32 protein-coding genes and 1 pseudogene are annotated in these 26,565 nt (G+C 44.0%); 28 read left to right on the forward strand and 5 right to left on the reverse strand.

Features of this window, described 5'->3' with window-relative positions; genetic code table 11:
* Positions 1-2: 2 nt before the first annotated feature.
* Both BGM23_RS10305 and mciZ read right to left on the reverse strand, forming a co-directional pair.
* Positions 3-923 carry an aldo/keto reductase gene (locus tag BGM23_RS10305; protein WP_004398525.1) on the reverse strand — a complete coding sequence of 307 codons (921 nt, stop codon included), beginning with the start codon at positions 921-923 and terminating at the stop codon, positions 3-5.
* Between the two features lie 62 nt (positions 924-985).
* Positions 986-1,108: a Z-ring formation inhibitor MciZ gene (gene mciZ / locus BGM23_RS10310; protein WP_003230420.1), complete on the reverse strand. Its 123-nt coding sequence runs from the start codon at positions 1,106-1,108 to the stop codon at positions 986-988.
* 74 nt (positions 1,109-1,182) lie between these two features.
* On the opposite strand from mciZ, the gene nudF reads away from it, so the two are divergent.
* Both nudF and BGM23_RS10320 read left to right on the forward strand, forming a co-directional pair.
* The gene (nudF, locus tag BGM23_RS10315) at positions 1,183-1,740 is read left to right on the forward strand and encodes an ADP-ribose pyrophosphatase (RefSeq protein WP_004398600.1); all 558 of its coding nucleotides are present in this window, start codon (positions 1,183-1,185) and stop codon (positions 1,738-1,740) included.
* Entirely contained in the window at positions 1,737-2,900 is a 1,164-nt protein-coding gene (locus tag BGM23_RS10320) for a TIGR00375 family protein (RefSeq protein WP_003246128.1), read from the forward strand. The genes nudF and BGM23_RS10320 overlap by 4 nt, the downstream gene beginning before the upstream one ends.
* Positions 2,901-2,908: 8 nt before the next feature.
* On the opposite strand, the gene ansR is transcribed toward BGM23_RS10320, so the two are convergent.
* On the reverse strand, positions 2,909-3,259 hold the full coding sequence (gene ansR, locus BGM23_RS10325; protein ID WP_004399024.1) for an HTH-type transcriptional regulator AnsR: 351 nt from the start codon (positions 3,257-3,259) through the stop codon (positions 2,909-2,911).
* 181 nt (positions 3,260-3,440) lie between these two features.
* On the opposite strand from ansR, the gene ansA reads away from it, so the two are divergent.
* The 23 genes from ansA (at position 3,441) to lysA (ending at position 23,304) form a co-directional block, all read left to right on the forward strand.
* The gene (gene ansA / locus BGM23_RS10330) at positions 3,441-4,430 is read left to right on the forward strand and encodes an asparaginase (protein WP_004399032.1); all 990 of its coding nucleotides are present in this window, start codon (positions 3,441-3,443) and stop codon (positions 4,428-4,430) included.
* Positions 4,431-4,474: 44 nt separating this feature from the next.
* On the forward strand, positions 4,475-5,902 hold the full coding sequence (gene aspA, locus BGM23_RS10335) for an aspartate ammonia-lyase (RefSeq protein WP_003230430.1): 1,428 nt from the start codon (positions 4,475-4,477) through the stop codon (positions 5,900-5,902).
* 140 nt (positions 5,903-6,042) lie between these two features.
* Positions 6,043-7,449: a malate-H+/Na+-lactate antiporter MleN gene (gene mleN / locus BGM23_RS10340; protein ID WP_003230432.1), complete on the forward strand. Its 1,407-nt coding sequence runs from the start codon at positions 6,043-6,045 to the stop codon at positions 7,447-7,449.
* 17 nt (positions 7,450-7,466) lie between these two features.
* Positions 7,467-8,786 carry an NAD-dependent malic enzyme gene (locus BGM23_RS10345; RefSeq protein WP_004398731.1) on the forward strand — a complete coding sequence of 440 codons (1,320 nt, stop codon included), beginning with the start codon at positions 7,467-7,469 and terminating at the stop codon, positions 8,784-8,786.
* Between the two features lie 99 nt (positions 8,787-8,885).
* Positions 8,886-9,101 carry a hypothetical protein gene (locus tag BGM23_RS10350; protein WP_003246030.1) on the forward strand — a complete coding sequence of 72 codons (216 nt, stop codon included), beginning with the start codon at positions 8,886-8,888 and terminating at the stop codon, positions 9,099-9,101.
* A gap of 100 nt (positions 9,102-9,201) precedes the next feature.
* Complete coding sequence (gene spoIIM / locus BGM23_RS10355) at positions 9,202-9,846, forward strand: stage II sporulation protein M (protein WP_004398593.1); 645 nt, start codon at positions 9,202-9,204, stop codon at positions 9,844-9,846.
* A gap of 112 nt (positions 9,847-9,958) precedes the next feature.
* Positions 9,959-10,408: a ferric iron uptake transcriptional regulator gene (gene fur, locus BGM23_RS10360; protein WP_029726750.1), complete on the forward strand. Its 450-nt coding sequence runs from the start codon at positions 9,959-9,961 to the stop codon at positions 10,406-10,408.
* Positions 10,409-10,532: 124 nt separating this feature from the next.
* On the forward strand, positions 10,533-10,760 hold the full coding sequence (locus BGM23_RS10365) for a YqzK family protein (RefSeq protein ID WP_003230440.1): 228 nt from the start codon (positions 10,533-10,535) through the stop codon (positions 10,758-10,760).
* Positions 10,761-10,767: 7 nt separating this feature from the next.
* Complete coding sequence (xerD, locus tag BGM23_RS10370) at positions 10,768-11,658, forward strand: site-specific tyrosine recombinase XerD (RefSeq protein WP_004398985.1); 891 nt, start codon at positions 10,768-10,770, stop codon at positions 11,656-11,658.
* 160 nt (positions 11,659-11,818) lie between these two features.
* Positions 11,819-13,003, forward strand: a complete 1,185-nt coding sequence (gene deoB / locus BGM23_RS10375; RefSeq protein ID WP_015251776.1) for a phosphopentomutase — start codon at positions 11,819-11,821, stop codon at positions 13,001-13,003.
* A gap of 12 nt (positions 13,004-13,015) precedes the next feature.
* Positions 13,016-13,831, forward strand: coding sequence for a purine nucleoside phosphorylase I, inosine and guanosine-specific (locus BGM23_RS10380; protein ID WP_017695927.1), 816 nt, complete (start codon positions 13,016-13,018; stop codon positions 13,829-13,831).
* A gap of 154 nt (positions 13,832-13,985) precedes the next feature.
* Complete coding sequence (gene dacF / locus BGM23_RS10385; protein ID WP_004398637.1) at positions 13,986-15,155, forward strand: D-alanyl-D-alanine carboxypeptidase DacF; 1,170 nt, start codon at positions 13,986-13,988, stop codon at positions 15,153-15,155.
* 95 nt (positions 15,156-15,250) lie between these two features.
* Positions 15,251-15,604 carry an anti-sigma F factor antagonist gene (spoIIAA, locus tag BGM23_RS10390; RefSeq protein ID WP_004398633.1) on the forward strand — a complete coding sequence of 118 codons (354 nt, stop codon included), beginning with the start codon at positions 15,251-15,253 and terminating at the stop codon, positions 15,602-15,604.
* Complete coding sequence (spoIIAB, locus tag BGM23_RS10395; protein WP_003230452.1) at positions 15,601-16,041, forward strand: anti-sigma F factor; 441 nt, start codon at positions 15,601-15,603, stop codon at positions 16,039-16,041. The genes spoIIAA and spoIIAB overlap by 4 nt, the downstream gene beginning before the upstream one ends.
* 11 nt (positions 16,042-16,052) lie before the next feature.
* Positions 16,053-16,820 (forward strand): RNA polymerase sporulation sigma factor SigF, encoded by a 768-nt coding sequence (gene sigF, locus BGM23_RS10400; RefSeq protein ID WP_003230458.1) that lies wholly within the window; start codon positions 16,053-16,055, stop codon positions 16,818-16,820.
* A gap of 126 nt (positions 16,821-16,946) precedes the next feature.
* A complete protein-coding gene (spoVAA, locus tag BGM23_RS10405; RefSeq protein ID WP_015714205.1) occupies positions 16,947-17,567 on the forward strand; it encodes a stage V sporulation protein SpoVAA in 621 nt (206 codons plus the stop codon).
* Positions 17,557-17,982: a stage V sporulation protein SpoVAB gene (gene spoVAB, locus BGM23_RS10410; protein ID WP_003230463.1), complete on the forward strand. Its 426-nt coding sequence runs from the start codon at positions 17,557-17,559 to the stop codon at positions 17,980-17,982. The genes spoVAA and spoVAB overlap by 11 nt, the downstream gene beginning before the upstream one ends.
* Positions 17,983-17,994: 12 nt before the next feature.
* Positions 17,995-18,447 (forward strand): stage V sporulation protein AC, encoded by a 453-nt coding sequence (spoVAC, locus tag BGM23_RS10415; protein ID WP_029726751.1) that lies wholly within the window; start codon positions 17,995-17,997, stop codon positions 18,445-18,447.
* 12 nt (positions 18,448-18,459) lie between these two features.
* Positions 18,460-19,476 carry a stage V sporulation protein AD gene (gene spoVAD / locus BGM23_RS10420; RefSeq protein WP_003230465.1) on the forward strand — a complete coding sequence of 339 codons (1,017 nt, stop codon included), beginning with the start codon at positions 18,460-18,462 and terminating at the stop codon, positions 19,474-19,476.
* A gap of 1 nt (position 19,477) precedes the next feature.
* Entirely contained in the window at positions 19,478-19,828 is a 351-nt protein-coding gene (spoVAE, locus tag BGM23_RS10425) for a stage V sporulation protein AE (protein ID WP_003230467.1), read from the forward strand.
* A gap of 7 nt (positions 19,829-19,835) precedes the next feature.
* Complete coding sequence (gene spoVAEA, locus BGM23_RS10430; protein WP_003230469.1) at positions 19,836-20,447, forward strand: stage V sporulation protein SpoVABEA; 612 nt, start codon at positions 19,836-19,838, stop codon at positions 20,445-20,447.
* The gene (gene spoVAF / locus BGM23_RS10435) at positions 20,398-21,879 is read left to right on the forward strand and encodes a spore germination protein SpoVAF (RefSeq protein ID WP_003230471.1); all 1,482 of its coding nucleotides are present in this window, start codon (positions 20,398-20,400) and stop codon (positions 21,877-21,879) included. Before spoVAEA ends, spoVAF begins: the two co-directional genes overlap by 50 nt.
* 105 nt (positions 21,880-21,984) lie before the next feature.
* The gene (gene lysA / locus BGM23_RS10440; RefSeq protein WP_004398851.1) at positions 21,985-23,304 is read left to right on the forward strand and encodes a diaminopimelate decarboxylase; all 1,320 of its coding nucleotides are present in this window, start codon (positions 21,985-21,987) and stop codon (positions 23,302-23,304) included.
* 29 nt (positions 23,305-23,333) lie between these two features.
* On the opposite strand, the gene BGM23_RS10445 is transcribed toward lysA, so the two are convergent.
* On the reverse strand, positions 23,334-24,206 hold the full coding sequence (locus tag BGM23_RS10445; RefSeq protein WP_009967658.1) for a DUF1002 domain-containing protein: 873 nt from the start codon (positions 24,204-24,206) through the stop codon (positions 23,334-23,336).
* 256 nt (positions 24,207-24,462) lie between these two features.
* Here BGM23_RS10445 and BGM23_RS10450 point away from each other — a divergent pair, with 256 nt between their 5' ends.
* Entirely contained in the window at positions 24,463-24,894 is a 432-nt protein-coding gene (locus BGM23_RS10450; protein WP_003223931.1) for a peptidylprolyl isomerase, read from the forward strand.
* 143 nt (positions 24,895-25,037) lie between these two features.
* Here the strand turns inward: BGM23_RS10450 and BGM23_RS10455 are convergent, their stop codons facing one another.
* Entirely contained in the window at positions 25,038-25,250 is a 213-nt protein-coding gene (locus BGM23_RS10455; protein ID WP_003230479.1) for a spore germination protein, read from the reverse strand.
* A 484-nt stretch (positions 25,251-25,734) separates the two neighbouring features.
* Between BGM23_RS10455 and BGM23_RS10460 the strand changes: the two are divergent.
* A pseudogene (locus BGM23_RS10460) lies at positions 25,735-25,937 on the forward strand (hypothetical protein).
* Between the two features lie 309 nt (positions 25,938-26,246).
* Entirely contained in the window at positions 26,247-26,450 is a 204-nt protein-coding gene (locus BGM23_RS21410) for a phosphatase PAP2 family protein (RefSeq protein ID WP_231940261.1), read from the forward strand.
* Positions 26,451-26,565 lie beyond the last annotated feature (115 nt).

The following is a 26,565-nucleotide window of genomic DNA, read 5'->3' on the forward strand; positions in this document are numbered from 1 at the left end:
TGCTATGAGCGATGAGCTTTGTAAATGTCTTGTTTCGTATGAGATTGGAGCGCTTTGATTTCCTCTTCGGTTAAACGCCGTGCATTTGCTGCCTGAATATTTTCCCGTAACTGCTCAATCTTACTGGCGCCTGTAATCACTGAAGCGACAGCCGGCTGTGCTAGCAGATACTGCAGCGACTTTTCTGTCATGGAAAGATCGGGAGCCACTTCCTCCATTGCCTTACGGGCATTTGTCAGTTCCTCGAATGAATAGGACAAGTACCCGTTTTGTTTCATACTTTCTGAAGCTTGATCAAGCGGTTTTTCAGTTAAGAGCCCTTTGGCAACAGGACCTCTGGCGACTACGCTGATTTGATGTTCCTCTAAAAGCGGGAGCCATTCCTCAGGGCGTCTGTCAAACAGGCTGAATTGCATCATAATGCTGACGATGTTTGATTTTTTTACATATTCTTTAATCACATTCGGGCGGATGGAAGAAATGCCGTAGTAGCGGATGACACCTTCTTGTTTTAATTCCTCAAACGCTTCAATCGTTTCATCAATGTTGTCCTCTATCGTGCCGCCGTGGAGCTGATAAAGGTCGATATAATCTGTTTTCAGACGTGTAAGGCTCTTTTTTACCGCCTCTTTTATGTAAGCTTTTGAAGGGTCCCAATACCAGCCCTCGCTTCCGTCATCCCAACGGTTTCCCGCTTTTGTTGCCAGAATAATATCATGGCGTCTGTTTTGGATCGCATCACCGACAATTTCTTCATTGCGTCCCCGGTCATACAAATCCGCTGTGTCCAAATAGTTGATGCCAAGCTCGATCGCTTCATCCAGAATGGACAATGCTTTGTTTTTTTCAGTTCCAAGAGACATACAGCCGAGTCCGACTTCGCTAATGTCTAAATCAGATGTACCCAATTTGCGCTTTCTCATGTGCACACTCCTTTTTTAGGCTTTGTATTGACCGTAATATAAAGGAGCTAAAGTTTCAACTTTTATGGCTTTGAGATCCAATCTTTCACATATTGAAATGTGCGTCCATACTCTTTTAACTTCGCTCGAATTTCCCATGCTTTTCCGACTAAGACAACACCTTTTGGCATGCGGTGCACTTTCACGAAGAAGCCCCCTTTTGCTCTAGTATGATAAAATGTATGGGGCATCATATAGAGACAGAACGGGAGATGAAGAAATGAAATCATTAGAAGAAAAAACAATTGCCAAAGAACAGATTTTTTCGGGTAAAGTCATTGATCTTTATGTCGAGGATGTAGAGCTGCCAAACGGCAAAGCCAGTAAACGTGAAATTGTGAAACACCCTGGAGCTGTAGCGGTACTAGCCGTCACAGATGAAGGGAAAATCATCATGGTCAAACAATTCCGTAAGCCGCTTGAGCGGACGATCGTTGAAATTCCGGCCGGTAAGCTTGAAAAAGGTGAGGAGCCGGAGTATACGGCACTTCGGGAACTTGAAGAGGAAACCGGTTATACAGCAAAAAAACTGACAAAAATAACTGCGTTTTATACATCACCCGGATTTGCAGATGAAATCGTTCACGTTTTTCTTGCTGAGGAGCTTTCTGTGCTTGAAGAAAAACGGGAGCTTGATGAGGACGAGTTTGTTGAAGTGATGGAGGTGACGCTTGAAGATGCGCTAAAGCTGGTTGAATCGCGTGAAGTATATGATGCTAAAACAGCCTACGCGATTCAGTATCTTCAGCTGAAAGAAGCGCTCCAAGCACAAAAATGAAAAAGATTTACGCGGATTTGCACATTCATATCGGCCGGACCTTTACAGGAAGGGCTGTCAAAATAACAGGCGCCAAAACATTAACGCTGGACAGAATTTTGGTTGAAGCCAGTGAACATAAAGGAATTGAACTCCTCGGCATTATCGACTGTCATTCTCCGGAAGTCATTCTAGAGCTTGAGGAAGGCATTTCATCTGGAAAATATCGCGAGCTTGACGGGGGAGGAATCCGTTATCGCAGCACGACTCTTTTATTGGGGAGCGAGCTGGAGATTTATGATGAAGCCTGCAGCGGACCGATCCATGTGCTCGTATTTATGCCGACGCTGGCTGATATGAAACAGTTTTCAAACTGGCTGTCAGCCCGGCTGAAAAATATTCATTTAAGCTCGCAGCGGATTTATGAAACGGGCTTAAACCTGCAAAAAAAAGTGCAGGATATGGGCGGCCTGTTTATCCCCGCCCATATCTTTACGCCGCATAAAAGCTTATATGGAAAAGGGGTTAAATCAAGCTTAACTGAGGTTTTTGATCCATCTATGATAGACGCGGTGGAGCTTGGATTAAGCTGTGATACAGACATGGCATCACACGTATCGCAATTGAATCCGTATCCTTTTTTAACAAATTCTGATGCGCATTCGTTGGGGAAAATCGGCAGAGAATATAATGAATTATATGTGCAGTCAGCTGATTTTACTGAATTTGCTCTTGCATTAAAGGGACAAGATGACAGGAAAATTATCGCAAATTATGGCTTGGACCCGTTATTGGGGAAATATTATCAGACGGCTTGCGAAGCGTGCGGAGAGCCTGCTGTAAGCGGGGAAACAGCGTGCGCGAATTGCGGAAAAGCCAGATTTACCAAGGGAGTCAGCGATAGATTGCGTGAATTGAGTGATCAGCTTGAAGTTCGCGTCCCGCGTCCGCGATATGTACATCAGATCCCGCTGCAATTTGTTCCGGGTGTAGGCCCGAAAACGCTGGACAAACTAAAAAAAGCCTTCGGAACAGAAATGGCTGTTCTTCATGAGGCTGCAGAAGAAGATTTGGCTCGCGTTGTCCCGCCGAAAACCGCGGCGCTTATCGTAAAAGCGAGATCCGGAAAACTGGAATTGAAAGCCGGAGGAGGAGGAACCTACGGTAAAATTAAACCGTGAGCTAAAGATTAACTCAGTTCCTCCTGTACTTTTCTTTTTGTGCGTATAAAGGTAATCAGCTGGATGATTTCATCTTCACTCAGCGGCTGGCCATCAACAGAAATGGTAAAGTCGAGGCTGCTCCACGTGGCCAATTCTATGGCCTGAGGAGCAGTCTGCTTTTGTTTCTCGCGGCCTAAAAGTTCATCGCAGGTTGTGTCAAAGAGGTCAGCCAGCATGGCAAGCGCTTCAAGTGAAGGCCGTCGGTAGCCTGACTCGTAGCCGGCATATGTGCTTTTTGCGATACCGAGAAGGTCAGCTGTATATTGAAGCGACCAATTTTTCTTTTTTCTCAATTCAGTTAAACGATCTAGATTCATGAACTTCCGCTCCTTTTTCACCTTGAGCTGATTATATCATATAGGTATTAGGAAGTGTACGCGAATTGAATAATAATGTCTTGCGTATTTTATTTTCCGTGTCTATAATTGCATTAAAAGTATGCGAAAAGCGAATACCTTCTCGCAACCCATCTTTAGATACAGTGAAGAGGTGCATGGTATGAAAAAATTATTGATGTTGACAACTGGGGGAACGATTGCTTCAGTTGAAGGGGAAAATGGGCTGGCTCCCGGAGTCAAGGCTGATGAATTATTAAGTTACGTATCAAAACTTGATAACGATTACACAATGGAAACTCAGTCGCTTATGAATATAGACAGCACCAATATGCAGCCTGAATACTGGGTGGAAATAGCAGAAGCCGTTAAGGAAAATTATGATGCCTATGACGGGTTTGTTATTACTCACGGTACAGATACAATGGCCTATACATCTGCCGCACTATCGTATATGCTGCAGCATGCCAAAAAGCCGATTGTCATCACCGGCTCGCAGATTCCGATCACGTTCCAAAAAACCGATGCCAAAAAAAATATTACAGATGCCATTCGATTTGCCTGTGAAGGCGTGGGCGGCGTTTATGTTGTGTTTGACGGCAGAGTCATTCAGGGAACGCGTGCGATCAAATTAAGAACGAAAAGCTACGACGCATTTGAAAGCATCAATTACCCATATATCGCTTTTATCAATGAAGACGGGATCGAATACAACAAACAAGTAACGGAACCTGAGAACGACACCTTCACAGTTGACACTTCACTATGCACAGATGTATGTCTGCTGAAGCTGCATCCAGGCTTAAAGCCCGAAATGTTTGATGCCCTGAAAAGCATGTACAAAGGAATTGTCATTGAGAGTTATGGCAGCGGAGGAGTGCCGTTTGAAGGCAGAGACATTTTGTCAAAAGTGAATGAACTGATCGAAAGCGGCATTGTCGTCGTCATTACGACTCAATGTCTTGAAGAAGGCGAAGACATGAGCATTTACGAGGTTGGCCGCAGAGTCAACCAAGACTTAATTATCCGATCAAGAAATATGAACACAGAAGCAATTGTGCCAAAATTGATGTGGGCGCTAGGTCAGTCTTCGGATCTTCCTGTCGTCAAGAGAATTATGGAAACGCCGATAGCTGATGACGTTGTCCTGTAAAATGTAAAAACGATAACCAGCAAAGAGAAAGAAGGTTAAAGATTATGTTAAACGGCCAAAAAGAATATCGCGTGGAAAAAGACTTCCTTGGGGAAAAACAAATTGAAGCAGATGTTTATTACGGAATTCAGACGCTCCGTGCTTCTGAAAATTTTCCGATCACAGGATACAAAATCCATGAGGAAATGATTAACGCACTGGCGATTGTGAAAAAAGCTGCGGCTCTTGCCAACATGGACGTGAAACGGCTGTATGAAGGAATTGGCCAAGCTATCGTACAAGCCGCTGACGAGATTCTGGAAGGCAAGTGGCACGATCAGTTTATCGTCGATCCGATTCAGGGCGGTGCCGGAACTTCTATGAACATGAACGCGAATGAGGTTATCGGAAACCGGGCGCTTGAAATCATGGGACATAAAAAGGGAGATTATATCCATTTAAGTCCAAACACACATGTGAACATGTCACAGTCTACGAACGATGTGTTCCCGACTGCTATCCATATTTCCACATTGAAGCTCTTAGAAAAACTGCTGAAAACAATGGAAGATATGCATAGTGTGTTTAAGCAAAAAGCACAGGAGTTTGACTCTGTTATTAAAATGGGCCGGACACACCTTCAAGATGCGGTTCCGATCCGTCTTGGCCAGGAATTCGAAGCTTACAGCCGTGTTCTCGAGCGTGATATCAAACGAATCAAGCAATCGCGCCAGCACCTGTATGAAGTCAACATGGGCGCAACTGCTGTTGGTACAGGGCTGAACGCTGATCCTGAATATATCAAACAGGTAGTAAAGCACCTTGCTGATATTAGCGGGCTTCCTCTTGTCGGCGCTGATCATCTTGTTGATGCGACACAAAATACAGATGCCTATACAGAGGTATCAGCTTCATTAAAAGTCTGCATGATGAACATGTCGAAGATCGCAAACGACCTGCGCTTAATGGCGTCGGGACCGCGCGCCGGACTTGCGGAAATTTCTCTGCCTGCACGTCAGCCGGGTTCATCTATTATGCCGGGGAAAGTCAATCCGGTTATGGCGGAGCTGATCAACCAAATTGCGTTCCAGGTTATCGGAAATGACAATACAATCTGCCTTGCTTCAGAAGCCGGCCAGCTTGAGTTGAACGTCATGGAGCCCGTGCTTGTCTTTAATTTGCTTCAATCCATCAGCATCATGAACAACGGCTTCCGTTCGTTCACTGACAACTGCTTAAAAGGCATTGAAGCCAACGAAAAGCGTATGAAGCAATACGTAGAAAAAAGCGCAGGCGTGATCACAGCTGTCAATCCGCATCTTGGGTATGAAGCGGCAGCTAGAATTGCCAGGGAAGCAATTATGACAGGGCAATCTGTCCGGGATCTTTGTCTGCAGCATGATGTGCTGACTGAAGAAGAATTGGATATTATTTTAAACCCATATGAGATGACCAAACCAGGTATCGCAGGGAAAGAACTATTAGAAAAATAAAATTTGTATAAAATACAGCTTATTCATCTCCGAATAGTCGGATGAATAAGCTGTTTACAACATAGGGATGAGGAAGTATAGTATACGTGTTGCACTATATATTGAAAGCGTTTTAGCTTTTACATGAAGGGGGACTTCTTTTGAAGGATGTAAGATTGCCAACACTATTTGAAATTATTATTGTACTAGGAGTATTTTTAGCACTTGTTCTATCGTTTACAGTCTTTCTCGACTTGCCGATACAGCTGGCGCTTTTTGTTTCATGGTTTATTGCAATGCTTTTAGGTATTAGACTCGGTTATTCTTATAAAGATTTACAAAATGCGATTGTACATGGGATATCAAATGGCCTTGAAGCCGTACTGATTCTCGTTTCAGTTGGGGCGCTCATCGGAACATGGATTGCCGGAGGCGTTGTGCCGACTTTGATTTATTACGGACTGGAATTTATTCACCCAAGTATCTTTTTACTGGCAACGTTAATTATTTGTTCCATTATGTCTGTGGCAACAGGAACGTCATGGGGAACAGTCGGAACTGCCGGCATTGCCATGATCGCAATTGGAGAGGGGTTAGGCATTCCGCTTCCTCTAGTAGCGGGAGCTATTCTTTCAGGTGCTTATTTTGGGGACAAGCTGTCTCCGCTGTCTGACAGTACAGTTCTAGCTTCTTCACTATCAAAAGTCGATGTATTGGCTCACGTGAGAGCAATGCTTTATTTATCAATACCTGCTTATGTCATTACAGCTATACTCTTTACAGTTGTTGGATTTATGTACGGCGGGAAAAATATTGATCTTGATAAAGTTGAATTCTTAAAATCATCTTTGCAAAACACGTTTGACATTCATATTTGGATGCTGATCCCGGCAGTTCTCGTCATAGTCTTATTGGCGATGAAAAAGCCATCTATGCCAGTTATCGTAATTGGCGCTTTACTCGGTGCAATCTGGGCTGTTGTTTTCCAAGGAATGGATATTGCCCATGCGATTGCAACTGCGTACAACGGCTTCTCTATTAAAACGGATGTTGAATTTTTGAACGGCTTGTTAAACCGCGGTGGAATTGTCGGTATGCTTGATTCTCTCGTCGTCATCATCTTTGGCCTTGGTTTTGGCGGTCTGCTTGAGAAACTCGGCGTGTTAAAAGTCATTGTTTCAACGTTTGAAAAGAAATTAACTTCAGCCGGCAATGTCACATTGTCTACACTGATCGTAGCGTTTTTAGCAAACATCTTCGGCTGTGCGATGTATGTATCTCTTATTTTGACTCCGAAAATTATGGAAGACAGCTATGATCGCTTACATCTGGACAGAAGAGTGTTATCACGTAACTCAGAGGTCGGGGGAACATTGACTTCGGGGATGGTTCCTTGGTCTGATAATGGGATTTACATGGCTGGTATTTTAGGTGTTTCTACCTTCTCTTATCTGCCGTTTATGTGGCTCAGTTTTGTAGCAATAGGTCTTGCAATTATCTATGGTTATACAGGAAAATTTATATGGTATACGAAAAACAATACAGTTAAAGCCGAAAAACTAGGCTAATAGGGGAGGATCACTGAATGATAGCGAAACACATGATTCGGACACTGATGATCGAAACGCCTTCGGTTCCCGGAAATCTTGGAAGGGTGGCTACGGCCATCGGCCTTCTGGGCGGGGATATTGGTGAAGTGGAGACGGTAAAAGTCGGACCCAATTACACAATGCGGAATATTACCGTTCAAGTGGAGAATGAAGAACAGCTTCAGGAAGTGATCGCGGCTGTACAGGCCCTCGGAGAAGGGATCAGGCTTCACACCGTATCTGATGAAGTCCTGTCCGCACATGAAGGCGGAAAAATCCAAATGAAAAGCAAAATGCCGATCCGTTCACTGGCAGAGCTGGGACGTGTCTACACACCAGGTGTTGCGGACGTGTGCCGACTGATCGAAAAAGAACCTGAAAAAGCTTCTATTTATACAACGATCAGCAATTCTGTTGCAATTGTAACGGATGGAACCGCAATTTTAGGCCTTGGGAATATCGGCTCTGTGGCTGGCATGCCTGTCATGGAAGGAAAGGCTGCTTTATTTGATCAGCTGGCGGGTATTAGCGGCATTCCGATACTGCTTGATACGAGTGATCCTGAAGAAATCATCAAAACAGTAAAACATATTTCTCCGGGCTTTAGCGGCATCCTTCTTGAGGATATCGGTTCGCCGCATTGTTTTGAAATCGAGGATCGCCTAAAAGAGGAGCTGAACATCCCTGTTATGCACGATGACCAGCATGGTACAGCTGTAGTGACGCTGGCAGCTGCCATTTCGGCATGCAGGAGTGCGGGGGTTGACCTGAAGGAAGCGAAAGTGGGGCAAATCGGCCTTGGCGCAGCAGGCGTGGCCATCTGCCGGATGTTCATGGCTTATGGTGTGAATGCTGTATACGGAACAGACAAATCAGAGTCAGCAATGAACCGTCTCGAACAATACGGCGGACAGGCAGTTTCCAGTATTGAGGAGCTTATGGAAACATGTGATATTGTCATTGCTACAACGGGCGTTCCGGGTTTAATAAAACCGGCATTTGTACGTTCTGGTCAAGTGATTCTGGCTTTATCGAATCCGAAGCCGGAAATTGAGCCGGAGGCCGCACTGCAGGCTGGCGCCGCATATGCAGCTGACGGGCGTTCTGTTAATAATGTACTCGGTTTTCCAGGGATTTTTAGAGGAGCGCTTAACGCAAAAAGCACGGAGATTAATCATGATATGCTTGTCGCAGCAGCAGAGGCCATCGCAGCTTGCACTAAACAAGGTGATGTTGTCCCTCAGCCGCTTGATTCAAAAGTCCATCATGCGGTAGCAGCAGCTGTCGAGCATGCAGCTCTTACAGCAGTGAAATAAATGTAGCTAAACAGCACCTGTCGTAGCAGGTGCTGTTTTTTTCTTATCATTGTTCAATTTTGTTATCATTACTATGAAAATAAAAAAGGGAGTGATCACATGGCAAAAAGCCAAGCGAAAAAGAAGCGGGGGCATCGATTGAGAAACGGCGGACGTGACGTCTTATTATCAAGAGGCAGCACACCATCTTTCAGCACACATGGAAGAATGACAAAAAGCAAAAAAGAGATTTTGAATAAACGGAAGCATAAGAATCCTTATGATCATACAGCAGTTGATGATAAGGATTTTTTTGTGCCCCAAAAAGCCGCCTAGCATTCATCTCTATTGTTTCTTTTTGAAAAAGGGCATGTTTTTCTGTTTCTTTCATACAATCTATTAAATCAAATCACTAGAGCGGGCGGGAGGAAACGGTATGCGAAAAATCTCTTATAAGGACATGTTTCTCAGGCATGTCAAAGATCATCTCTCTCTTTATATATTTGTGTCAGTGCTGTTTTTCATGGGTGTCATCTTTGGCGCGATTATTGTCAACAGTATGACCATCAGCCAGAAAGAAGATTTATACTACTACTTAAGTCAATTTTTTGGACAGCTTTCGGATGGAAAACAGGCAAGTTCAGCTGATATGTTTGGGCAAAGTATCTTTCATAATGCAAAGTATTTAGGCCTGATGTGGATACTGGGAATTTCCGTCATTGGGATGCCGATTATTTTCATTATGATCTTTCTGAAAGGGATCGTCGTCGGCTTTACTGTCGGGTTCCTAGTCAATCAGATGGGAGTAAGCGGGTTTTTCCTATCATTTGTCTCCGTTTTGCCGCAAAATGTGCTGCTGATTCCGGCTTATCTCATTATGGGCACATGTGCAATTGCGTTTTCTTTAAAGTTAATCAGACAGCTGTTCGTGAAACGAAGCCTGCATGACGCGCCGATTCAATGGTTCGGGCGGTATGCCTTTGTGCTGCTGGTCATTCTGTTTTTAGCGCTGATTTCATCTCTCTTTGAAGCATACTTATCTCCTGTTTTAATGGAAAAGCTTACATCTAGACTTTTTTAAAATCATTATTAAAAGAAAACCATTTTATTTATCAGTTTATAATAATTATAGTTGGAACTCTGCGCGTATTTTGTTATAATGAGTCATGGAATGCGGCGTAGGAGGGAAAGACATGGAAAACCGTATTGATCGTATTAAGAAACAACTGCACTCATCCAGCTATAAACTTACGCCACAGCGTGAAGCGACAGTAAGAGTGCTGCTTGAAAACGAAGAAGACCATTTAAGCGCAGAAGATGTATACCTCCTCGTAAAAGAGAAATCTCCTGAGATCGGTCTCGCTACAGTATACCGTACGCTTGAATTATTAACTGAATTAAAAGTCGTAGATAAAATTAACTTTGGAGACGGTGTGTCCCGTTACGACCTTCGGAAAGAGGGAGCAGCTCACTTTCATCACCACTTGGTGTGCATGGAGTGCGGAGCCGTTGATGAAATTGAAGAAGATTTGCTTGAAGACGTGGAAGAAATCATTGAACGTGATTGGAAATTTAAGATTAAAGATCATAGATTGACGTTTCACGGCATTTGCCACCGCTGTTACGGAAAAGAAACTGAATAGACGGTGCCGAGCGCGAACCTTTTCTCATAGGGAAAGGGTTTTTTGCTGTTTCTATGTATAAAACCTTTCTGATTTGGCATATGGTTTATATAACTGGAACCATAGGGAAAGGATCGATTAGGACATGGGAAGATTCCTGAAAACAGCTGTCGATGCATTGAAAGTTTTCATCCTGTTTACCGGTTTTACCGCTTTGTTCTATTATGCTATGATATGGGTGAATCAAGAGTATGAAAACTATCATCGGTATGATAAACCGGAAGGCTCCGCTGTAAAAGTTGTTGAAATGGATCAGGATGAAAAAGGCGGATGGTTCGACCGGTTGATCTTTTTTTACCAAAACGGGGAGTAGATCAAGAGTGAAAGATCAAATAAAGGATTTCATCCACTACGTTATGGTAGAGAGAGGGCTCTCTCAAAATACGATCGTATCCTATGAACGTGACTTGAAAAGCTATTCTCTCTACTTAACAGAAACCCTTCATGTTACAGATTGGAATCACGTTACCCGCATACATATTATCCAATATTTAAAGCATTTGAAGGACTCGGGGAAATCCGGCAAGACATCGGCGCGGCATTTGGCATCCATTCGCTCTTTTCATCAATTTCTGCTCAGGGAAAAAGTAACGGATAAGGACCCTTCCGTTCATATCGAAACACAAAAGACGGAACGGGCGCTTCCGAAGGTGCTCGCACTCAATGAAGTCGAGCGATTATTGGACACGCCTAAGCTGACGAGCCCATTCGGCTATCGGGATAAAGCAATGCTGGAGCTGCTTTATGCGACAGGCATACGAGTCAGTGAAATGATTGAGTTGAAAACGGCAGATGTTCATTTATCTATGGGGTTTATCCGATGCTTTGGCAAAGGAAGAAAAGAACGGATTGTGCCAATTGGTGAAGCCGCCGCTTCCGCCATTGAGGAATATATGACAAAAGCCAGGGGAAAACTGTTAAAGAACAATGTGTCTGACGCCCTCTTTTTAAATCATCACGGCAAACAGATCAGCCGCCAGGGATTTTGGAAGAACCTGAAAAAAATCGCGTTGGAAGCCGGCATTAAGAAAGAGCTGACTCCGCATACGCTTAGGCATTCCTTTGCGACGCATCTGCTTGAGAACGGGGCAGATTTAAGAGCGGTGCAGGAAATGCTCGGTCATGCGGATATATCCACGACGCAAATTTATACGCATGTGACGAAAACAAGGCTGAAGGATGTGTACAAGCAGTTTCATCCGCGAGCATAGCCGCAGGTGGCTGCGGCTTTTTTGTTTAGAGCGACAGAAAATATTGAAGTTTCTCATTATTTCCAAATACATTGTCAACGGGAATGAAAACGGTTTATACTTGAGTTGTCAGACCTCTTAGCGATACAATAGACGTATAGAAAAAAAGGAGGCTTTCAAGATGCCTGCATACAAATATAATCGTGTGTTTTTAATTGTGATGGACTCAGTCGGAATCGGCGAAGCGCCGGATGCCGCTGACTTTAATGACGAAGGCGCTCATACGCTCGGTCATATTGCCGAGCATATGAACGGATTACATATGCCGAATATGGCAAAGCTCGGCCTTGGTCTTATCGAAGATATCAAAGGTGTAGAAAAAACAGAACATCCGCTTGCGTATTATGGAAAAATGCAAGAAGCGTCAAACGGAAAAGATACGATGACCGGCCATTGGGAGATTATGGGTTTATACATTGATAAACCATTTAAAGTGTTCCCGGAAGGCTTTCCTGATGAATTGCTTCAAGAGCTGGAAAAGAGATCTGGCCGCAAAATTATTGGAAACAAGCCGGCTTCCGGCACAGCGATTTTGGATGAGCTTGGTCAGGAGCACATGGAGACAGGGGCTTTAATTGTTTACACGTCTGCTGACTCTGTTCTGCAAATTGCCGCTCACGAAGAGGTTGTGCCGCTTGAGGAGCTGTATCGCATTTGCGAAACGGCGAGAGAGCTAACGCTTGATCCGAAATATATGGTTGGCCGCATTATTGCACGGCCGTTCGTCGGAGAGCCGGGTCAATTCAAACGGACGCCAAACCGCCATGATTATGCGCTGAAGCCGTTTGATCGCACTGTCATGAATGAATTGAAAGACAGCGGCTTAGATGTGATTTCAATCGGAAAAATCTCTGATATTTACGACGGAGAAGGCATTACTTCTTCACGCAGAACGGTTTCTAATATGGACGGAATGGACAAGGTGATCGATACGCTGGGAGAAGACTTTACGGGTCTGAGCTTTGCGAACCTTGTTGATTTTGACGCGTTATTCGGACACCGCCGTGACCCTGAAGGCTACGGACGCGCGCTTGAAGAATTTGATGCGCGGCTTCCGGAAGTGTTTGAAAAAATGAGAGAAGACGATCTGTTAATTATTACAGCCGACCACGGCAATGATCCGATTCATCATGGGACTGACCATACACGCGAGTATGTGCCGATTCTCGCTTACAGCAAAAAACATAAGAAAGCGCAAATGCTGCCGCTTGCAGATACATTTGCTGATATCGGTGCAACGATCGCTGATAATTTCCAAACGAATAAACCGAAATACGGGAAAAGCTTTTTATCTTTATTACAATAGGGGGACTGTTTCTTGAAGGACAGAATTGAACGCGCAGCCGCTTTTATTAAACAAAACCTGCCGGAATCTCCGAAGATCGGCCTTATTTTAGGCTCAGGTCTTGGCATTTTGGCGGACGAAATTGAAAATCCGGTCAAGCTGAAATATGAAGATATACCTGAATTCCCGGTATCTACTGTTGAAGGGCATGCCGGACAGCTTGTGCTTGGCACTCTTGAAGGAGTTTCCGTCATTGCAATGCAGGGCCGCTTTCATTTTTATGAAGGCTACTCAATGGAGAAAGTCACATTCCCTGTACGCGTGATGAAAGCGCTCGGTGTGGAAGCGTTGATCGTGACAAATGCCGCAGGCGGTGTCAACACTGAATTCCGTGCGGGAGACTTAATGATTATTACCGATCATATCAACTTTATGGGAACAAACCCGTTAATCGGGCCAAACGAAGCAGATTTCGGCGCCAGATTTCCAGATATGTCTTCAGCCTATGACAAAGATCTGTCCAGCCTGGCTGAAAAGATTGCGAAAGACCTTAATATCCCAATTCAAAAAGGCGTGTACACTGCAGTGACAGGACCTTCTTACGAAACACCGGCAGAAGTCCGGTTCTTAAGAACGATGGGCTCTGATGCAGTCGGCATGTCTACTGTTCCGGAAGTCATTGTAGCGAATCATGCGGGAATGCGGGTTCTTGGCATTTCCTGCATCTCTAACGCGGCAGCCGGAATTCTGGATCAGCCTTTAAGTCACGATGAAGTTATGGAAGTGACCGAAAAAGTAAAAGCTGGATTCTTAAAGTTTGTTAAAGCGATCGTCGCTCAGTACGAATAAAAATGAATCAATGCAGGACCAAAAGACAGCTGTGTCTGATATCACACAGCTGTCTTTTTTTATGCCCAAAATTCGAAACATTTTCCATCAGTGGCGTATAAAACCATCCCGCTTGGAAAAAATAAAAAGGATTATGAAATGGAGGGCTTTTGAGATGAAACGTCTTTTATCCACTTTGTTGATTGGTATAATGCTGCTTACATTTGCACCGTCTGCATTTGCAAAACAAGACGGAAAACGTACATCGGAGCTTGCTCATGAAGCGAAGTCTGCGGTGCTGATAGAACGTGACACAGGAAAAGTGCTTTACAACAAGAACAGCAATGAGAGACTGGCGCCTGCAAGCATGACGAAAATTATGACGATGCTTTTGATTATGGAAGCTTTAGATAAAGGCAAAATCAAAATGAGTGATAAGGTCCGTACAAGCGAGCATGCGGCGTCAATGGGCGGCTCACAGATCTTCCTTGAGCCCGGCGAAGAAATGACTGTCAAAGAAATGCTGAAAGGCATCGCAATCGCTTCGGGAAATGACGCTTCCGTCGCCATGGCTGAATTTATTTCCGGCTCGGAAGAAGAATTTGTGAAGAAAATGAACAAAAAAGCAAAAGAGCTGGGATTGAAAAATACATCCTTCAAAAACCCGACCGGATTGACCGAGGAAGGACATTACAGCTCTGCTTATGACATGGCAATCATGGCTAAGGAATTATTGAAATACGAATCAATTACGAAGTTTACCGGCACGTATGAAGATTACCTTCGTGAAAATACAGATAAAAAGTTTTGGCTTGTGAATACAAATCGCCTTATCAAATTTTATCCTGGTGTAGACGGCGTAAAAACAGGCTATACAGGCGAAGCGAAATATTGTCTGACTGCTTCGGCAAAAAAAGGAAACATGCGGGCCATAGCGGTTGTATTCGGAGCGAGCACGCCTAAAGAAAGAAACGCGCAAGTGACAAAAATGCTTGACTTCGCCTTTAGCCAATATGAAACGCATCCTTTATATAAACGAAATCAAACAGTAGCAAAAGTAAAGGTCAAAAAAGGGAAACAAAAATTTATCGAACTCACTACATCTGAGCCGATTTCAATATTGACGAAAAAAGGCGAGGATATGAACGATGTGAAAAAAGAAATCAAGATGAAGGACAATATTAGTGCTCCGATTCAAAAAGGCCAAGAGCTTGGCACTCTTGTTCTGAAAAAGGATGGAGAAGTACTCGCTGAAAGTCCTGTTGCTGCAAAAGAAGATATGAAGAAAGCCGGGTTTATCACATTCTTGAAGCGGACGATGGGAGACTGGACAAAATTTAAGTAATTATGCCGAATGACCACTAGTTTTGTCACGGTGAAGGAATTCATTCCGTCGAAATCGAAACACTCATTATCCGATCATATCAAGGAGGAATGAGCATGAGCCTTGGAATTGACATGAATGTCAAAGAATCTGTGCTTTGTATTCGATTAACAGGCGAACTCGATCACCATACGGCTGAAACCCTGAAGCAAAAAGTGACTCAATCATTGGAGAAGGATGATATTCGCCATATCGTGCTGAACTTGGAGGACCTTTCCTTTATGGACAGCTCGGGGCTTGGCGTTATTTTAGGAAGATACAAGCAAATTAAGCAAATTGGCGGGGAAATGGTCGTTTGCGCTATCTCTCCTGCGGTGAAGCGATTGTTTGATATGTCGGGTCTGTTTAAAATTATCCGATTTGAACAATCTGAACAGCAGGCACTCCTGACACTGGGGGTGGCATCATGAAAAATGAAATGCACCTTGAGTTTTCTGCCCTCAGTCAGAATGAATCGTTCGCCCGTGTGACAGTTGCATCATTTATAGCTCAGCTGGACCCGACAATGGATGAACTGACTGAAATCAAAACAGTCGTGTCAGAGGCTGTCACGAATGCGATTATCCATGGATATGAAGAGAACTGTGAAGGGAAAGTTTACATTTCAGTGACGCTGGAAGATCATGTCGTATATATGACTATTCGTGATGAAGGCTTAGGCATTACAGATCTTGAAGAAGCCCGTCAGCCTCTATTTACGACTAAGCCTGAGCTTGAGCGCTCTGGAATGGGCTTTACCATTATGGAAAATTTCATGGATGATGTCAGTATCGATTCATCGCCTGAAATGGGAACAACGATTCGCTTAACAAAGCACTTATCAAAAAGCAAAGCGCTTTGTAATTAAGGAGATTTGTTATGGATGTGGAGGTTAAGAAAAACGGCAAAAACGCTCAGCTGAAGGATCATGAAGTAAAGGAATTAATCAAACAAAGCCAAAATGGCGACCAGCAGGCAAGAGACCTCCTCATAGAAAAAAACATGCGTCTTGTTTGGTCTGTCGTACAGCGGTTTTTAAACAGAGGATACGAGCCTGACGATCTCTTCCAGATCGGCTGCATCGGGCTGTTAAAATCTGTTGACAAATTTGATTTAACCTATGATGTGCGTTTTTCAACGTATGCAGTGCCGATGATTATCGGAGAAATCCAACGATTTATCCGTGATGACGGAACCGTAAAGGTATCAAGGTCATTAAAAGAGCTTGGAAACAAAATCCGGCGCGCGAAGGATGAGCTTTCGAAAACACTGGGCAGAGTGCCGACAGTGCAGGAGATCGCTGACCATTTGGAGATTGAAGCTGAGGATGTTGTACTGGCCCAAGAGGCGGTAAGGGCTCCATCTTCGATTCACGAAACCGTTTATGAAAATGACGGAGATCCGATTACCCTGCTTGATCAAATCGCTGACAACTCAGAAGAAAAATGGTTTGACAAAATTGCGCTGAAAGAAGCAATCAGCGATTTGGAGGAAAGGGAAAAACTAATCGTCTATCTCAGATATTATAAAGACCAGACACAGTCCGAGGTGGCTGAGCGGCTCGGGATCTCTCAGGTGCAGGTTTCCAGGCTTGAAAAGAAAATATTAAAACAGATCAAGGTTCAAATGGATCATACGGATGGCTAGTCTGCAGTGCAGGCTAGCTTTTTTGTGTGCAAAAGCGTGGTAATTTATGGTCTTTTCGAGCGGATGAATGAGAACAAAATCGAACCACATACTACATATATAACCACCGAAAGATGGTGATCAATGATGGAACGACGAATATTTATCCGGCTTCGCCACCGGGTGCTGGCACATCCAGGGGATATTATTACCGTTGGAGATGCCGCGCAAATAGAAGGGCAGCTTCAGCTGAAAAAGAAACTTTCGGCTATGCCGCTTTATCAGGTGAGCGAAAAAGATAAAAATATCGTAATTCTGGATATCATACAAGTCCTCAGAGCCATTCATTTACAAGATCCGACACTTGATGTTCAAACCGTAGGCGGAGCAGAAACCATTGTTGAAATTCAATATCGAAAGCGAAATTTATCAACGGTTCTATTTATCGGTGTCTGGCTGCTTCTGTTTATTGGATCGTGTCTTGCCATCATGAACTTTCATGAGGATGTAAGCATGAGAGATGTTCATATCGCACTATATGAAATCATAACCGGAGAGAGGAATGACTATCCATATTTGCTTCAAATCCCATACAGCATCGGTTTGGGACTGGGGATGATCGTGTTTTTTAACCACATATTTAAAAAGCGCCTAAATGAAGAGCCCAGCCCGCTGGAGGTTGAGATGTTTAACTATCAGCTTGATCTCGATCAATATGTGGCCATGCATGAGAATCAAGAAACCATAAAGGATCTGCATGATCGTTAGTGTATTGTTCATTATTTTTGTCGGGCTCGGCGGAGGCATAACGGTGGGGGCGGGTTTCGTTGCTTTTTTAACCGTAATGGGAATCATTCCGCGGCTGATGCAGCTCACCAAAACAATGAGATTTGTTCAGGCTTATGAAGCGGCTGTTATTCTTGGCGCGGTTTGCGGGGGATGGGAGACGCTTCATATGAATCATCTTTATCTAACAAAATGGATAGCTGTGCCGGTCGGGCTTCTGGCAGGTTTGTTCGTCGGGATGCTAGCGGCTGCTCTTACAGAGGTTTTAAATGTCCTGCCGATTTTGGCGAAACGAATCGGGCTCAGAAGTAAAATCATTATTCTGTTAATGGCCATCGTGATTGGGAAAATCGCGGGATCTTTATTTCACTGGCTGTACTTTATTGACCATTCATAAGGAGGTTTCAAGATGACAAACATAAAAGAAAATTACAAATCAAAAGTGAAAACATATCAGCCTAAGCCGCCTTACGTCTGGAACTGTGTAAAAGCCTTTTTAGTGGGCGGACTGATTTGTGCAATCGGGCAAGGTCTGCAAAATTTTTATATCCATTTTTTTGATTTCAATGAAAAAACTGCGGGGAATCCAACAGCTGCAACGCTGATATTAATCTCTGCCCTGCTTACAGGGCTTGGCATCTATGACAGAATCGGACAATTCGCAGGCGCAGGTTCAGCCGTACCTGTCACAGGTTTTGCCAACAGTATGGCAAGCGCGGCTCTTGAATATAAAAGTGAAGGATTAGTGCTTGGAGTAGCGACAAATATGTTTAAACTGGCAGGAAATGTTATTGTTTTCGGAGTTGTAGCTGCATACATCGTTGGAATGATTCGGTTTGCTTTTGAGAAACTGATGTCATAGGAGGAGAAGAAAATGAAATTAACAGGAAAGCAAACCTGGGTATTTGAACATCCCATATTTGTCAACTCAGCGGGAACGGCAGCAGGACCAAAGGAAAAAGACGGACCGCTCGGCTCTTTATTTGATAAAACCTATGACGAAATGCATTGTAATCAAAAAAGCTGGGAAATGGCGGAACGGCAGCTGATGGAAGACGCTGTTAATGTTGCACTTCAAAAAAACAATCTGACAAAAGATGATATTGACCTATTGCTGGCAGGCGACTTGCTGAACCAAAACGTGACGGCTAACTATGTCGCAAGACACTTGAAAATCCCATTTCTTTGTATGTTTGGCGCCTGTTCAACATCAATGGAAACAGTGGCTGTCGCATCAGCCTTAGTTGATGGCGGGTTTGCCAAAAGGGCACTCGCTGCCACTAGCAGTCACAATGCAACTGCGGAAAGACAGTTTCGCTATCCGACAGAATACGGAGGCCAAAAACCGGACACTGCTACCTCCACTGTAACCGGAAGCGGTGCAGTTGTCATCAGTCAGACACCGGGTGATATCCAAATCACAAGTGCGACTGTCGGGAAGGTTTCTGATTTAGGAATTACAGATCCTTTTGATATGGGATCGGCTATGGCTCCGGCTGCAGCTGATACGATTAAGCAGCACTTTAAAGATCTCAACCGGACAGCGGATGACTATGATCTAATCCTGACAGGTGACCTGTCAGGCGTCGGTTCTCCAATCGTAAAAGACATTTTAAAAGAAGATGGATATCCAGTCGGCACAAAGCATGATGATTGCGGGCTTCTGATTTACACTCCGGATCAGCAGGTCTTTGCCGGGGGGAGCGGCTGTGCTTGTTCAGCGGTTGTCACCTACTCTCATATTTTTAAGCAGCTGAGAGAAGGAAAACTAAACCGTGTATTTGTCGTGGCGACCGGGGCGCTATTAAGCCCGACGATGATCCAGCAAAAAGAAACCATCCCGACTATCGCCCACGGGGTTGTATTTGAGCGTGCAGGAGGTGCATCTTAATATGGACTACCTTTTGGCTTTTGTCTGCGGCGGGGCCATCTGTATCGTCGGCCAGCTGCTCTTGGATATTTTTAAATTGACGCCAGCTCATGTCATGACATCATTTGTTGTAATCGGTGCAATATTAGATGGTTTCGGCATTTACGATAAATTTATTGAATTTGCCGGAGGAGGCGCCACCGTTCCGATCGTCAGCTTCGGTCACAGTCTTCTGCACGGCGCCATGCATCAGGCGCATATACACGGATTTATCGGAATCGGCATGGGGATTTTTGAGCTGACCTCGGCCGGTATCTCAGCCGCTATTCTTTTCGCCTTTATCGTAGCTGTTATTTTCAAACCGAAAGGATAATGCCGACATGACGACAAAACGCAAGGTCATACTGGTAACAGACGGGGATGTTTATGCCGCTAAAACAATTGAATACGCCGCAAGCAAAGTGGGAGGCCGATGTATTTCACAATCAAAAGGGAATCCTTCCACCCGCAGCGGCGCCGAGCTTGTCAAGCTGATCGCCTCAGCACCGTATGATCCTGTATTTGTCATGTTTGACGACTCCGGCCTTCAAGGAGAGGGCCCGGGAGAAGCCGCTCTAACCTATGTCGCAACCCATCCGTCTATTGAAGTGCTCGGTGTGATTGCGGTCGCGTCAAAAACACATCAGGCTGAATGGACCAGGGTCGATGTAAGCATTGACCGCAATGGAGAAATAACTGAATACGGCGTCGATAAAGTCGGGGAAAGGGAATTTGATGACCACAGAATGAGTGGAGATACAGTCTATTGCCTTGATAAACTTGATCTCCCGCTTATTGTCGGTATCGGGGATATCGGCAAAATGGGCAGAAAAGACGATATCTCAAAAGGGTCGCCAATCACCATGAAAGCGGTCGAGTTTATTTTAGAAAGGAGCGGGTATCATGCCGGACCACAAGGAAGAGAAAATTCGGGTTTATCGGAATCCAGCTAAAAATGAAGAGTATTTCAAAAACCGTGTTGGGATGGGGACGAGCTATGATGTAGGTGTTCGCAAGCTCACGATTTTAGATAAAGAGATCCAGCTTTACTATCTAAATGGATTATGCGATACAGCCTATATTATTCATTTAATGAGAGAGCTTGTTGCCATTAACAATCGGAAAGAAGACCCTGATGAGCTGGTCGACATCGTCGAAAACAGGCTGCTTAACGCCCAGGTCGAAAAAGTAAAAACCTTGGATGAAACCACCGACCAAGTGCTGTCCGGGCTCGTCGCTGTCATTGTTGAAGGTGCAGGCTTCGCATTTATAATTGATGTCAGAAGCTATCCGGGCAGAAACCCGGAAGAACCTGATACGGAAAAGGTGGTCAGGGGAGCCAGAGACGGATTTGTTGAAAATATCGTCGTCAATACGGCCCTTCTCAGAAGGCGGATCAGAGACGAACGCCTTCGAGTCAAGATGACTAAAGTTGGTGAGCGGTCAAAGACGGATTTAAGCATTTGTTATATAGAAGATATAGCTGATCCGGATCTGGTTGAGATCGTAGAAAAAGAAATTGCATCCATTGATGTCGATGGATTAACAATGGCAGACAAAACTGTCGAGGAATTCATTGTTAATCAAAGCTATAATCCTTTTCCGCTCGTGCGCTATACAGAAAGACCGGATGTGGCCGCAAATCATGTTCTAGAAGGCCATGTTATCATTATAGTGGACACATCGCCGAGTGTGATCATTACCCCGACGACTTTATTTCACCATGTGCAGCATGCTGAAGAATATAGGCAGGCGCCTTCAGTCGGGACCTTTTTAAGATGGGTAAGATTTTTCGGTATTCTTGCTTCTACTTTATTTCTTCCGATCTGGTTTCTCTTTGTGCTTCAGCCTGATCTGCTCCCGGACAACATGAAATTTATCGGTTTAAATAAAGATACGCATATCCCGATCATCCTGCAGATATTTTTAGCTGACTTAGGAATCGAGTTTCTCAGAATGGCTGCCATTCACACACCGACGGCTTTATCGACAGCAATGGGTTTAATTGCCGCTGTTCTGATCGGGCAGATTGCGATTGAGGTCGGCCTTTTTTCTCCTGAGGTGATTCTGTACGTCTCACTTGCGGCGATTGGAACCTTTACGACGCCTAGTTATGAATTAAGCTTGGCAAACAAAATGAGCCGTCTTGTCCTCATGATACTCGTTGCTTTATTTCATATAAAAGGGCTCGTCATCGGATTTACAGTGCTAATTATTGCCATGGCAAGCATCAAATCCCTTCAGACACCGTACTTATGGCCGCTGATTCCCTTTAACGGAAAGGCGCTGTGGCAGGTTCTTGTCCGCACAGCGAAACCTGGCGCAAAAGTAAGACCCAGCATCGTTCACCCCAAAAATCGCTTAAGGCAGCCTACCAATTCATAATCGCATTGAAACTGACTGAAGAGTATGATAATGTATGTCTTAATTATGAAGGGACAGTCCATAAAACTGTCCTTTCATCCATAAGCGGAGAAAGAGGGAATGACATTGTTCTTACACGGCACAAGCAGACAAAATCAACATGGTCATTTAGAAATCGGAGGTGTGGATGCTCTCTATTTAGCGGAGAAATATGGTACACCTCTTTACGTATATGATGTGGCTTTAATACGTGAGCGTGCTAAAAGCTTTAAGCAGGCGTTTATTTCTGCAGGGCTGAAAGCACAGGTGGCATATGCGAGCAAAGCATTCTCATCAGTCGCAATGATTCAGCTCGCTGAGGAAGAGGGACTTTCTTTAGATGTCGTATCCGGAGGAGAGCTATATACGGCTGTTGCAGCAGGCTTTCCGGCAGAACGCATCCACTTTCATGGAAACAATAAGAGCAGGGAAGAACTGCGGATGGCGCTTGAGCACCGCATCGGCTGCATTGTGGTGGATAATTTCTATGAAATCGCGCTTCTTGAAGACCTATGTAAAGAAACGGGTCACTCCATCGATGTTCTTCTTCGGATCACGCCCGGAGTAGAAGCGCATACGCATGACTACATTACAACGGGCCAGGAAGATTCAAAGTTTGGTTTCGATCTTCATAACGGACAAACTGAACGGGCCATTGAACAAGTATTACAATCGGAACACATTCAGCTGCTGGGTGTCCATTGCCATATCGGCTCGCAAATCTTTGATACGGCCGGTTTTGTGTTAGCAGCGGAAAAAATCTTCAAAAAACTAGACGAATGGAGAGATTCATATTCATTTGTATCCAAGGTGCTGAATCTTGGAGGAGGTTTCGGCATTCGTTATACGGAAGATGATGAACCGCTTCATGCCACTGAATACGTTGAAAAAATTATCGAAGCTGTGAAAGAAAATGCTTCCCGTTACGGTTTTGACATCCCGGAAATTTGGATCGAACCGGGCCGTTCTCTCGTGGGAGACGCAGGCACAACTCTTTATACGGTTGGCTCTCAAAAAGAAGTGCCGGGTGTCCGCCAATATGTGGCTGTAGACGGAGGCATGAACGACAATATTCGTCCTGCGCTTTACCAAGCTAAATATGAAGCTGCGGCAGCCAACAGGATCGGAGAAGCGCATGACAAAACGGTATCAATTGCCGGAAAGTGCTGTGAAAGCGGAGATATGCTGATTTGGGATATTGACCTGCCGGAAGTAAAAGAAGGCGATCTTCTTGCCGTTTTTTGTACAGGCGCTTATGGATACAGCATGGCCAACAATTATAACCGTATTCCGAGACCCGCCGTTGTATTTGTCGAAAACGGTGAGGCTCATTTAGTCGTGAAGCGAGAAACATACGAAGATATTGTAAAACTTGATCTGCCATTTAAAACGGGTGTAAAGCAATAAAAGAAAGCGCCGATTTTTCGGCGCTTTTCTTATTTGAATATAGATACAATCGCATTCCAGATAGATACGAAGAAATCAATGACTTTCTGGATGAAGTTTTTGCCTTCATCTGATTCTATGAATTTCGTAATCTTATCTTTCGCTTTATCTAGCTGGTCACTGACCTGTCCCCAGTCAATGTCAGCGTTTTTCATCTTATTGAATAGGGAGACAAGCTGATTCTTTTGGCTGTCTGTAAGTGTGACGTTTAAATCAGAAGCTGCGTCATCCACTTGTTTTTCGATGTCAGCTTTATTATCAGGCACCCCGTTTTTAGCAAACTCTTCTTTGATTTTTGCAATCAGGGCTGCCGCATTTTCGTTACCGATTTTGTCTCCAAGCTCTGATGTCGTGACAAGCTCTTGGTTGGCGACCTGCTTAACATCCTCCGAGATCGCTTCGTCAGAAGAAACTTCATACGCCTTAATCAATCCAGTTAAAGCGGCAGTCCCGGATACTTCAAACGGTGCTGTAACATACACCTTCGCATCTTTAACACCGGCTGTCATCAGTGCATTCAGGTACATTTCATCTGTGATGCCGCTGATATTATGGGTCTCAACATTCAATCCGGAGCCTTTTTTGGCAATGGTGATTGACGATGAAGAAATCGCTCTCGATCCGATTTGCGCGTTCGATATATATTTTCCTAAATATTCATGTTCTTCCTTATTGGTCACGGTTACCGTTGTGGCATTATCAGGGACATTCATTTCATCAAGCACTTTTTGTTTGTCAGATTCTGACAAATCAGCACCCAGTGTTACAATGACATCTCCAACTGCGGCATCCGCGAGACTGACCTTCGGAACCATCAGCAGCAAAACGGCCGCTGCCAGCATTCCAATCCAAATTTTCTTCAAAGCAGTTTGACCTCCTTCAATTTCACAAGCAGCTGGATAGTGCTGCTTTGTGAGGACCTGAATCATGAAAAATACAGTTCCGTTAGGTTAGACGGAGATAAAGAGATTCAGGTTTCATTTTTATTTTTTAGTAAAGCTCGGGAGATTCGTTTTCCCCCGAAAGGTGTGGTATAATAGCCGCGACAAGGAGAGACAGGCTATAACCTATCATACATAATCTCCTTTGAAAATTAAAATAAAGAAAGTAGGCATACAATTGAAAACAGGTTACTTTTTATTAGAAGACGGGAACAAAATTGAATTTGAACTTTATCCTGAAGCTGCACCTGGAACTGTTGCAAACTTTGAAAAGCTTGCGAACGAAGGCTTTTATGACGGGCTTACATTCCACCGAGTGATCCCTGGCTTCGTCAGCCAAGGCGGATGCCCGCACGGAACTGGTACTGGCGGTCCGGGATACACAATCAAATGTGAAACAGAAGGAAACCCGCATACACATGAGGCGGGCGCACTTTCTATGGCACATGCCGGAAAAGACACTGGCGGCAGCCAATTTTTCATCGTTCATGAGCCACAGCCTCATTTGAACGGTGTTCACACTGTATTCGGTAAAGTAACAAGCGGATTAGAATTCGCGAAAAACATGTCTAACGGCGATGTCATGAAAGAAGTTCGCGTAGAAGGCTAATTGGCAGGCAAAAGGCTTCCTCATATAGAGGGAGCTTTTTTATTGGGTAAAAATGTTCAATAAAAAACCGCCGAGTGCTGATGGCGGTTGGCAAAACCAGGTGTTTAGTTAGTGAGACATCGCAAGCCCCCGTAATGAATAGATTAAAAAGTTTTGGTGACGTTCTGATCAGTAAATTGATGATTAATCATTTTAGCCTTGCTTACAAAGTTATTTTCAAAAACAATTCCTGTGTTTAAACCTCCGGAGCCAAACACAGATTTCGACAAAGTTAAAGGCCTGATCATAAAAGCGCCGCCTACGTTAATTACACTGTTCCCGGAAACGTTGTTTATATTAATAGGATAATCAATCATACTATCAAGTCTCCTTTCATATCATTCTATTTTTTATATGTATTAGTGCTAGAGTTGATTAGCGTAAACTTATCGGCAAAAATATTTAGGAGATGCCTGTTTTCATTGATTTAAAAAAACTCGAAAAAAGCGCCTCCTTTAAAGCTTCCGGAAGACTAGCTATCTGTCTATTCTTTTAACTACTCTGAATGCGGCAGCTGCTTTTCTGGCGAATGTAATAGGATCATCCTGTGCTGACTCAAAATGCATATACATTGCACCCGGCTCACTAAATAACTAGTGGTTATGCAATGCAGTAATCGTCATGCGCCGCTATCCTAGTTCGGTGAGCAAAGAATTTACCTCTTCATGTACGAAACTAAGTGAAATACTTTATCATTTCGAACCTCAAACATGTTGTTGAACGACTGAAGGTGAAATTGTGCTGATTATACAAAAAGTGGATTGGGAATGATAAAAGAACAAAAAAGTTTAAGGGAAATCCGTGCAAGTTTTGACGGGTTTGCTCGAACAGTACGTATATGCCGTCTTGTTTATTGTCTTGATGTTAGAGCTTCTAACTTTACTTGGACCGGGAGAGTTTGCCGGTGTCCTGGTGTTTCAAGAAAAGTTAAACTGGGTGCTAAGCATGTTAGCGGCCGGATTGGGGAGCTGTGTGGGAGTGATGTCGTATTGGATCGGGTATAGACTGGGCCCAGCTGCAATTCAGAAAGCTTTTGCGTCGAGAGGTGTTCTATTAGCCGTTATTGTTCTAACTTTTCTTTGGACGGTATTCAAAGGGCAAGGTTGGAAAATCGAACTCTCTTTCTTATATTTCCTAGTCATTGGTGGAGAGCTTTATGAAGAGGGAATCAGACGGCTCTTTCATTCCCTTCATCCTGTTCACGCTCCTTTGGAAAGTCATGTATTATATCCATTCCCAAGCGAACAGACGTTAACGGCATTTGTCATTTTTGGTTTTTGTGCTTATCTTTTTGTTCGTCATTCTCACAAGGCGTGTCTGCAAACTGTTGCGTTTTTTTGTTTATTATCGTTTTATTCCTCATTGGGCTGAGCCGTGTGTACGTTAATGAGCAGTATCCGAGTGATGTTGCTGCGGGTTACGCCTTCGGCGGTGTTTGGCTGGGTTTAAATGTTTTGGTCATGGAGCTTTTCCGTTTCTCCAGAAGATTTACCAAGCTGAGAAACGAACCCAATTAGTATGTAAAGAATGGGTGATCAAAATTAAGAAAACTTTAAAGTAGTACGGTTCATGGGGATTGGTATTTTGTAGTAAAATAAATCAAACAAACGTGATGTAATGAAAAGGAGAACG

Origin of the sequence: Bacillus sp. FJAT-14266 (assembly GCF_001719225.1) — a bacterium.
GTDB classification, from domain to species: Bacteria; Bacillota; Bacilli; order Bacillales; family Bacillaceae; genus Bacillus; species Bacillus subtilis.

Excerpts from the sequence above, each read along its gene's own strand:
- BGM23_RS10305 (WP_004398525.1), bottom strand. The coding sequence starts at position 923 with ATGAGAAAGCGCAAATTGGGTACATCTGATTTAGACATTAGCGAAGTC.
- nudF (WP_004398600.1), top strand. The coding sequence starts at position 1,183 with ATGAAATCATTAGAAGAAAAAACAATTGCCAAAGAACAGATTTTTTCG.
- BGM23_RS10320 (WP_003246128.1), top strand. The coding sequence starts at position 1,737 with ATGAAAAAGATTTACGCGGATTTGCACATTCATATCGGCCGGACCTTT.
- ansR (WP_004399024.1), bottom strand. The coding sequence starts at position 3,259 with ATGAATCTAGATCGTTTAACTGAATTGAGAAAAAAGAAAAATTGGTCG.
- ansA (WP_004399032.1), top strand. The coding sequence starts at position 3,441 with ATGAAAAAATTATTGATGTTGACAACTGGGGGAACGATTGCTTCAGTT.
- aspA (WP_003230430.1), top strand. The coding sequence starts at position 4,475 with ATGTTAAACGGCCAAAAAGAATATCGCGTGGAAAAAGACTTCCTTGGG.
- BGM23_RS10345 (WP_004398731.1), top strand. The coding sequence starts at position 7,467 with ATGATAGCGAAACACATGATTCGGACACTGATGATCGAAACGCCTTCG.
- BGM23_RS10350 (WP_003246030.1), top strand. The coding sequence starts at position 8,886 with ATGGCAAAAAGCCAAGCGAAAAAGAAGCGGGGGCATCGATTGAGAAAC.
- spoIIM (WP_004398593.1), top strand. The coding sequence starts at position 9,202 with ATGCGAAAAATCTCTTATAAGGACATGTTTCTCAGGCATGTCAAAGAT.
- fur (WP_029726750.1), top strand. The coding sequence starts at position 9,959 with ATGGAAAACCGTATTGATCGTATTAAGAAACAACTGCACTCATCCAGC.
- BGM23_RS10365 (WP_003230440.1), top strand. The coding sequence starts at position 10,533 with ATGGGAAGATTCCTGAAAACAGCTGTCGATGCATTGAAAGTTTTCATC.
- deoB (WP_015251776.1), top strand. The coding sequence starts at position 11,819 with ATGCCTGCATACAAATATAATCGTGTGTTTTTAATTGTGATGGACTCA.
- dacF (WP_004398637.1), top strand. The coding sequence starts at position 13,986 with ATGAAACGTCTTTTATCCACTTTGTTGATTGGTATAATGCTGCTTACA.
- spoIIAA (WP_004398633.1), top strand. The coding sequence starts at position 15,251 with ATGAGCCTTGGAATTGACATGAATGTCAAAGAATCTGTGCTTTGTATT.
- spoIIAB (WP_003230452.1), top strand. The coding sequence starts at position 15,601 with ATGAAAAATGAAATGCACCTTGAGTTTTCTGCCCTCAGTCAGAATGAA.
- sigF (WP_003230458.1), top strand. The coding sequence starts at position 16,053 with ATGGATGTGGAGGTTAAGAAAAACGGCAAAAACGCTCAGCTGAAGGAT.
- spoVAA (WP_015714205.1), top strand. The coding sequence starts at position 16,947 with ATGGAACGACGAATATTTATCCGGCTTCGCCACCGGGTGCTGGCACAT.
- spoVAB (WP_003230463.1), top strand. The coding sequence starts at position 17,557 with ATGATCGTTAGTGTATTGTTCATTATTTTTGTCGGGCTCGGCGGAGGC.
- spoVAC (WP_029726751.1), top strand. The coding sequence starts at position 17,995 with ATGACAAACATAAAAGAAAATTACAAATCAAAAGTGAAAACATATCAG.
- spoVAD (WP_003230465.1), top strand. The coding sequence starts at position 18,460 with ATGAAATTAACAGGAAAGCAAACCTGGGTATTTGAACATCCCATATTT.
- spoVAE (WP_003230467.1), top strand. The coding sequence starts at position 19,478 with ATGGACTACCTTTTGGCTTTTGTCTGCGGCGGGGCCATCTGTATCGTC.
- spoVAEA (WP_003230469.1), top strand. The coding sequence starts at position 19,836 with ATGACGACAAAACGCAAGGTCATACTGGTAACAGACGGGGATGTTTAT.
- spoVAF (WP_003230471.1), top strand. The coding sequence starts at position 20,398 with ATGCCGGACCACAAGGAAGAGAAAATTCGGGTTTATCGGAATCCAGCT.
- BGM23_RS10455 (WP_003230479.1), bottom strand. The coding sequence starts at position 25,250 with ATGATTGATTATCCTATTAATATAAACAACGTTTCCGGGAACAGTGTA.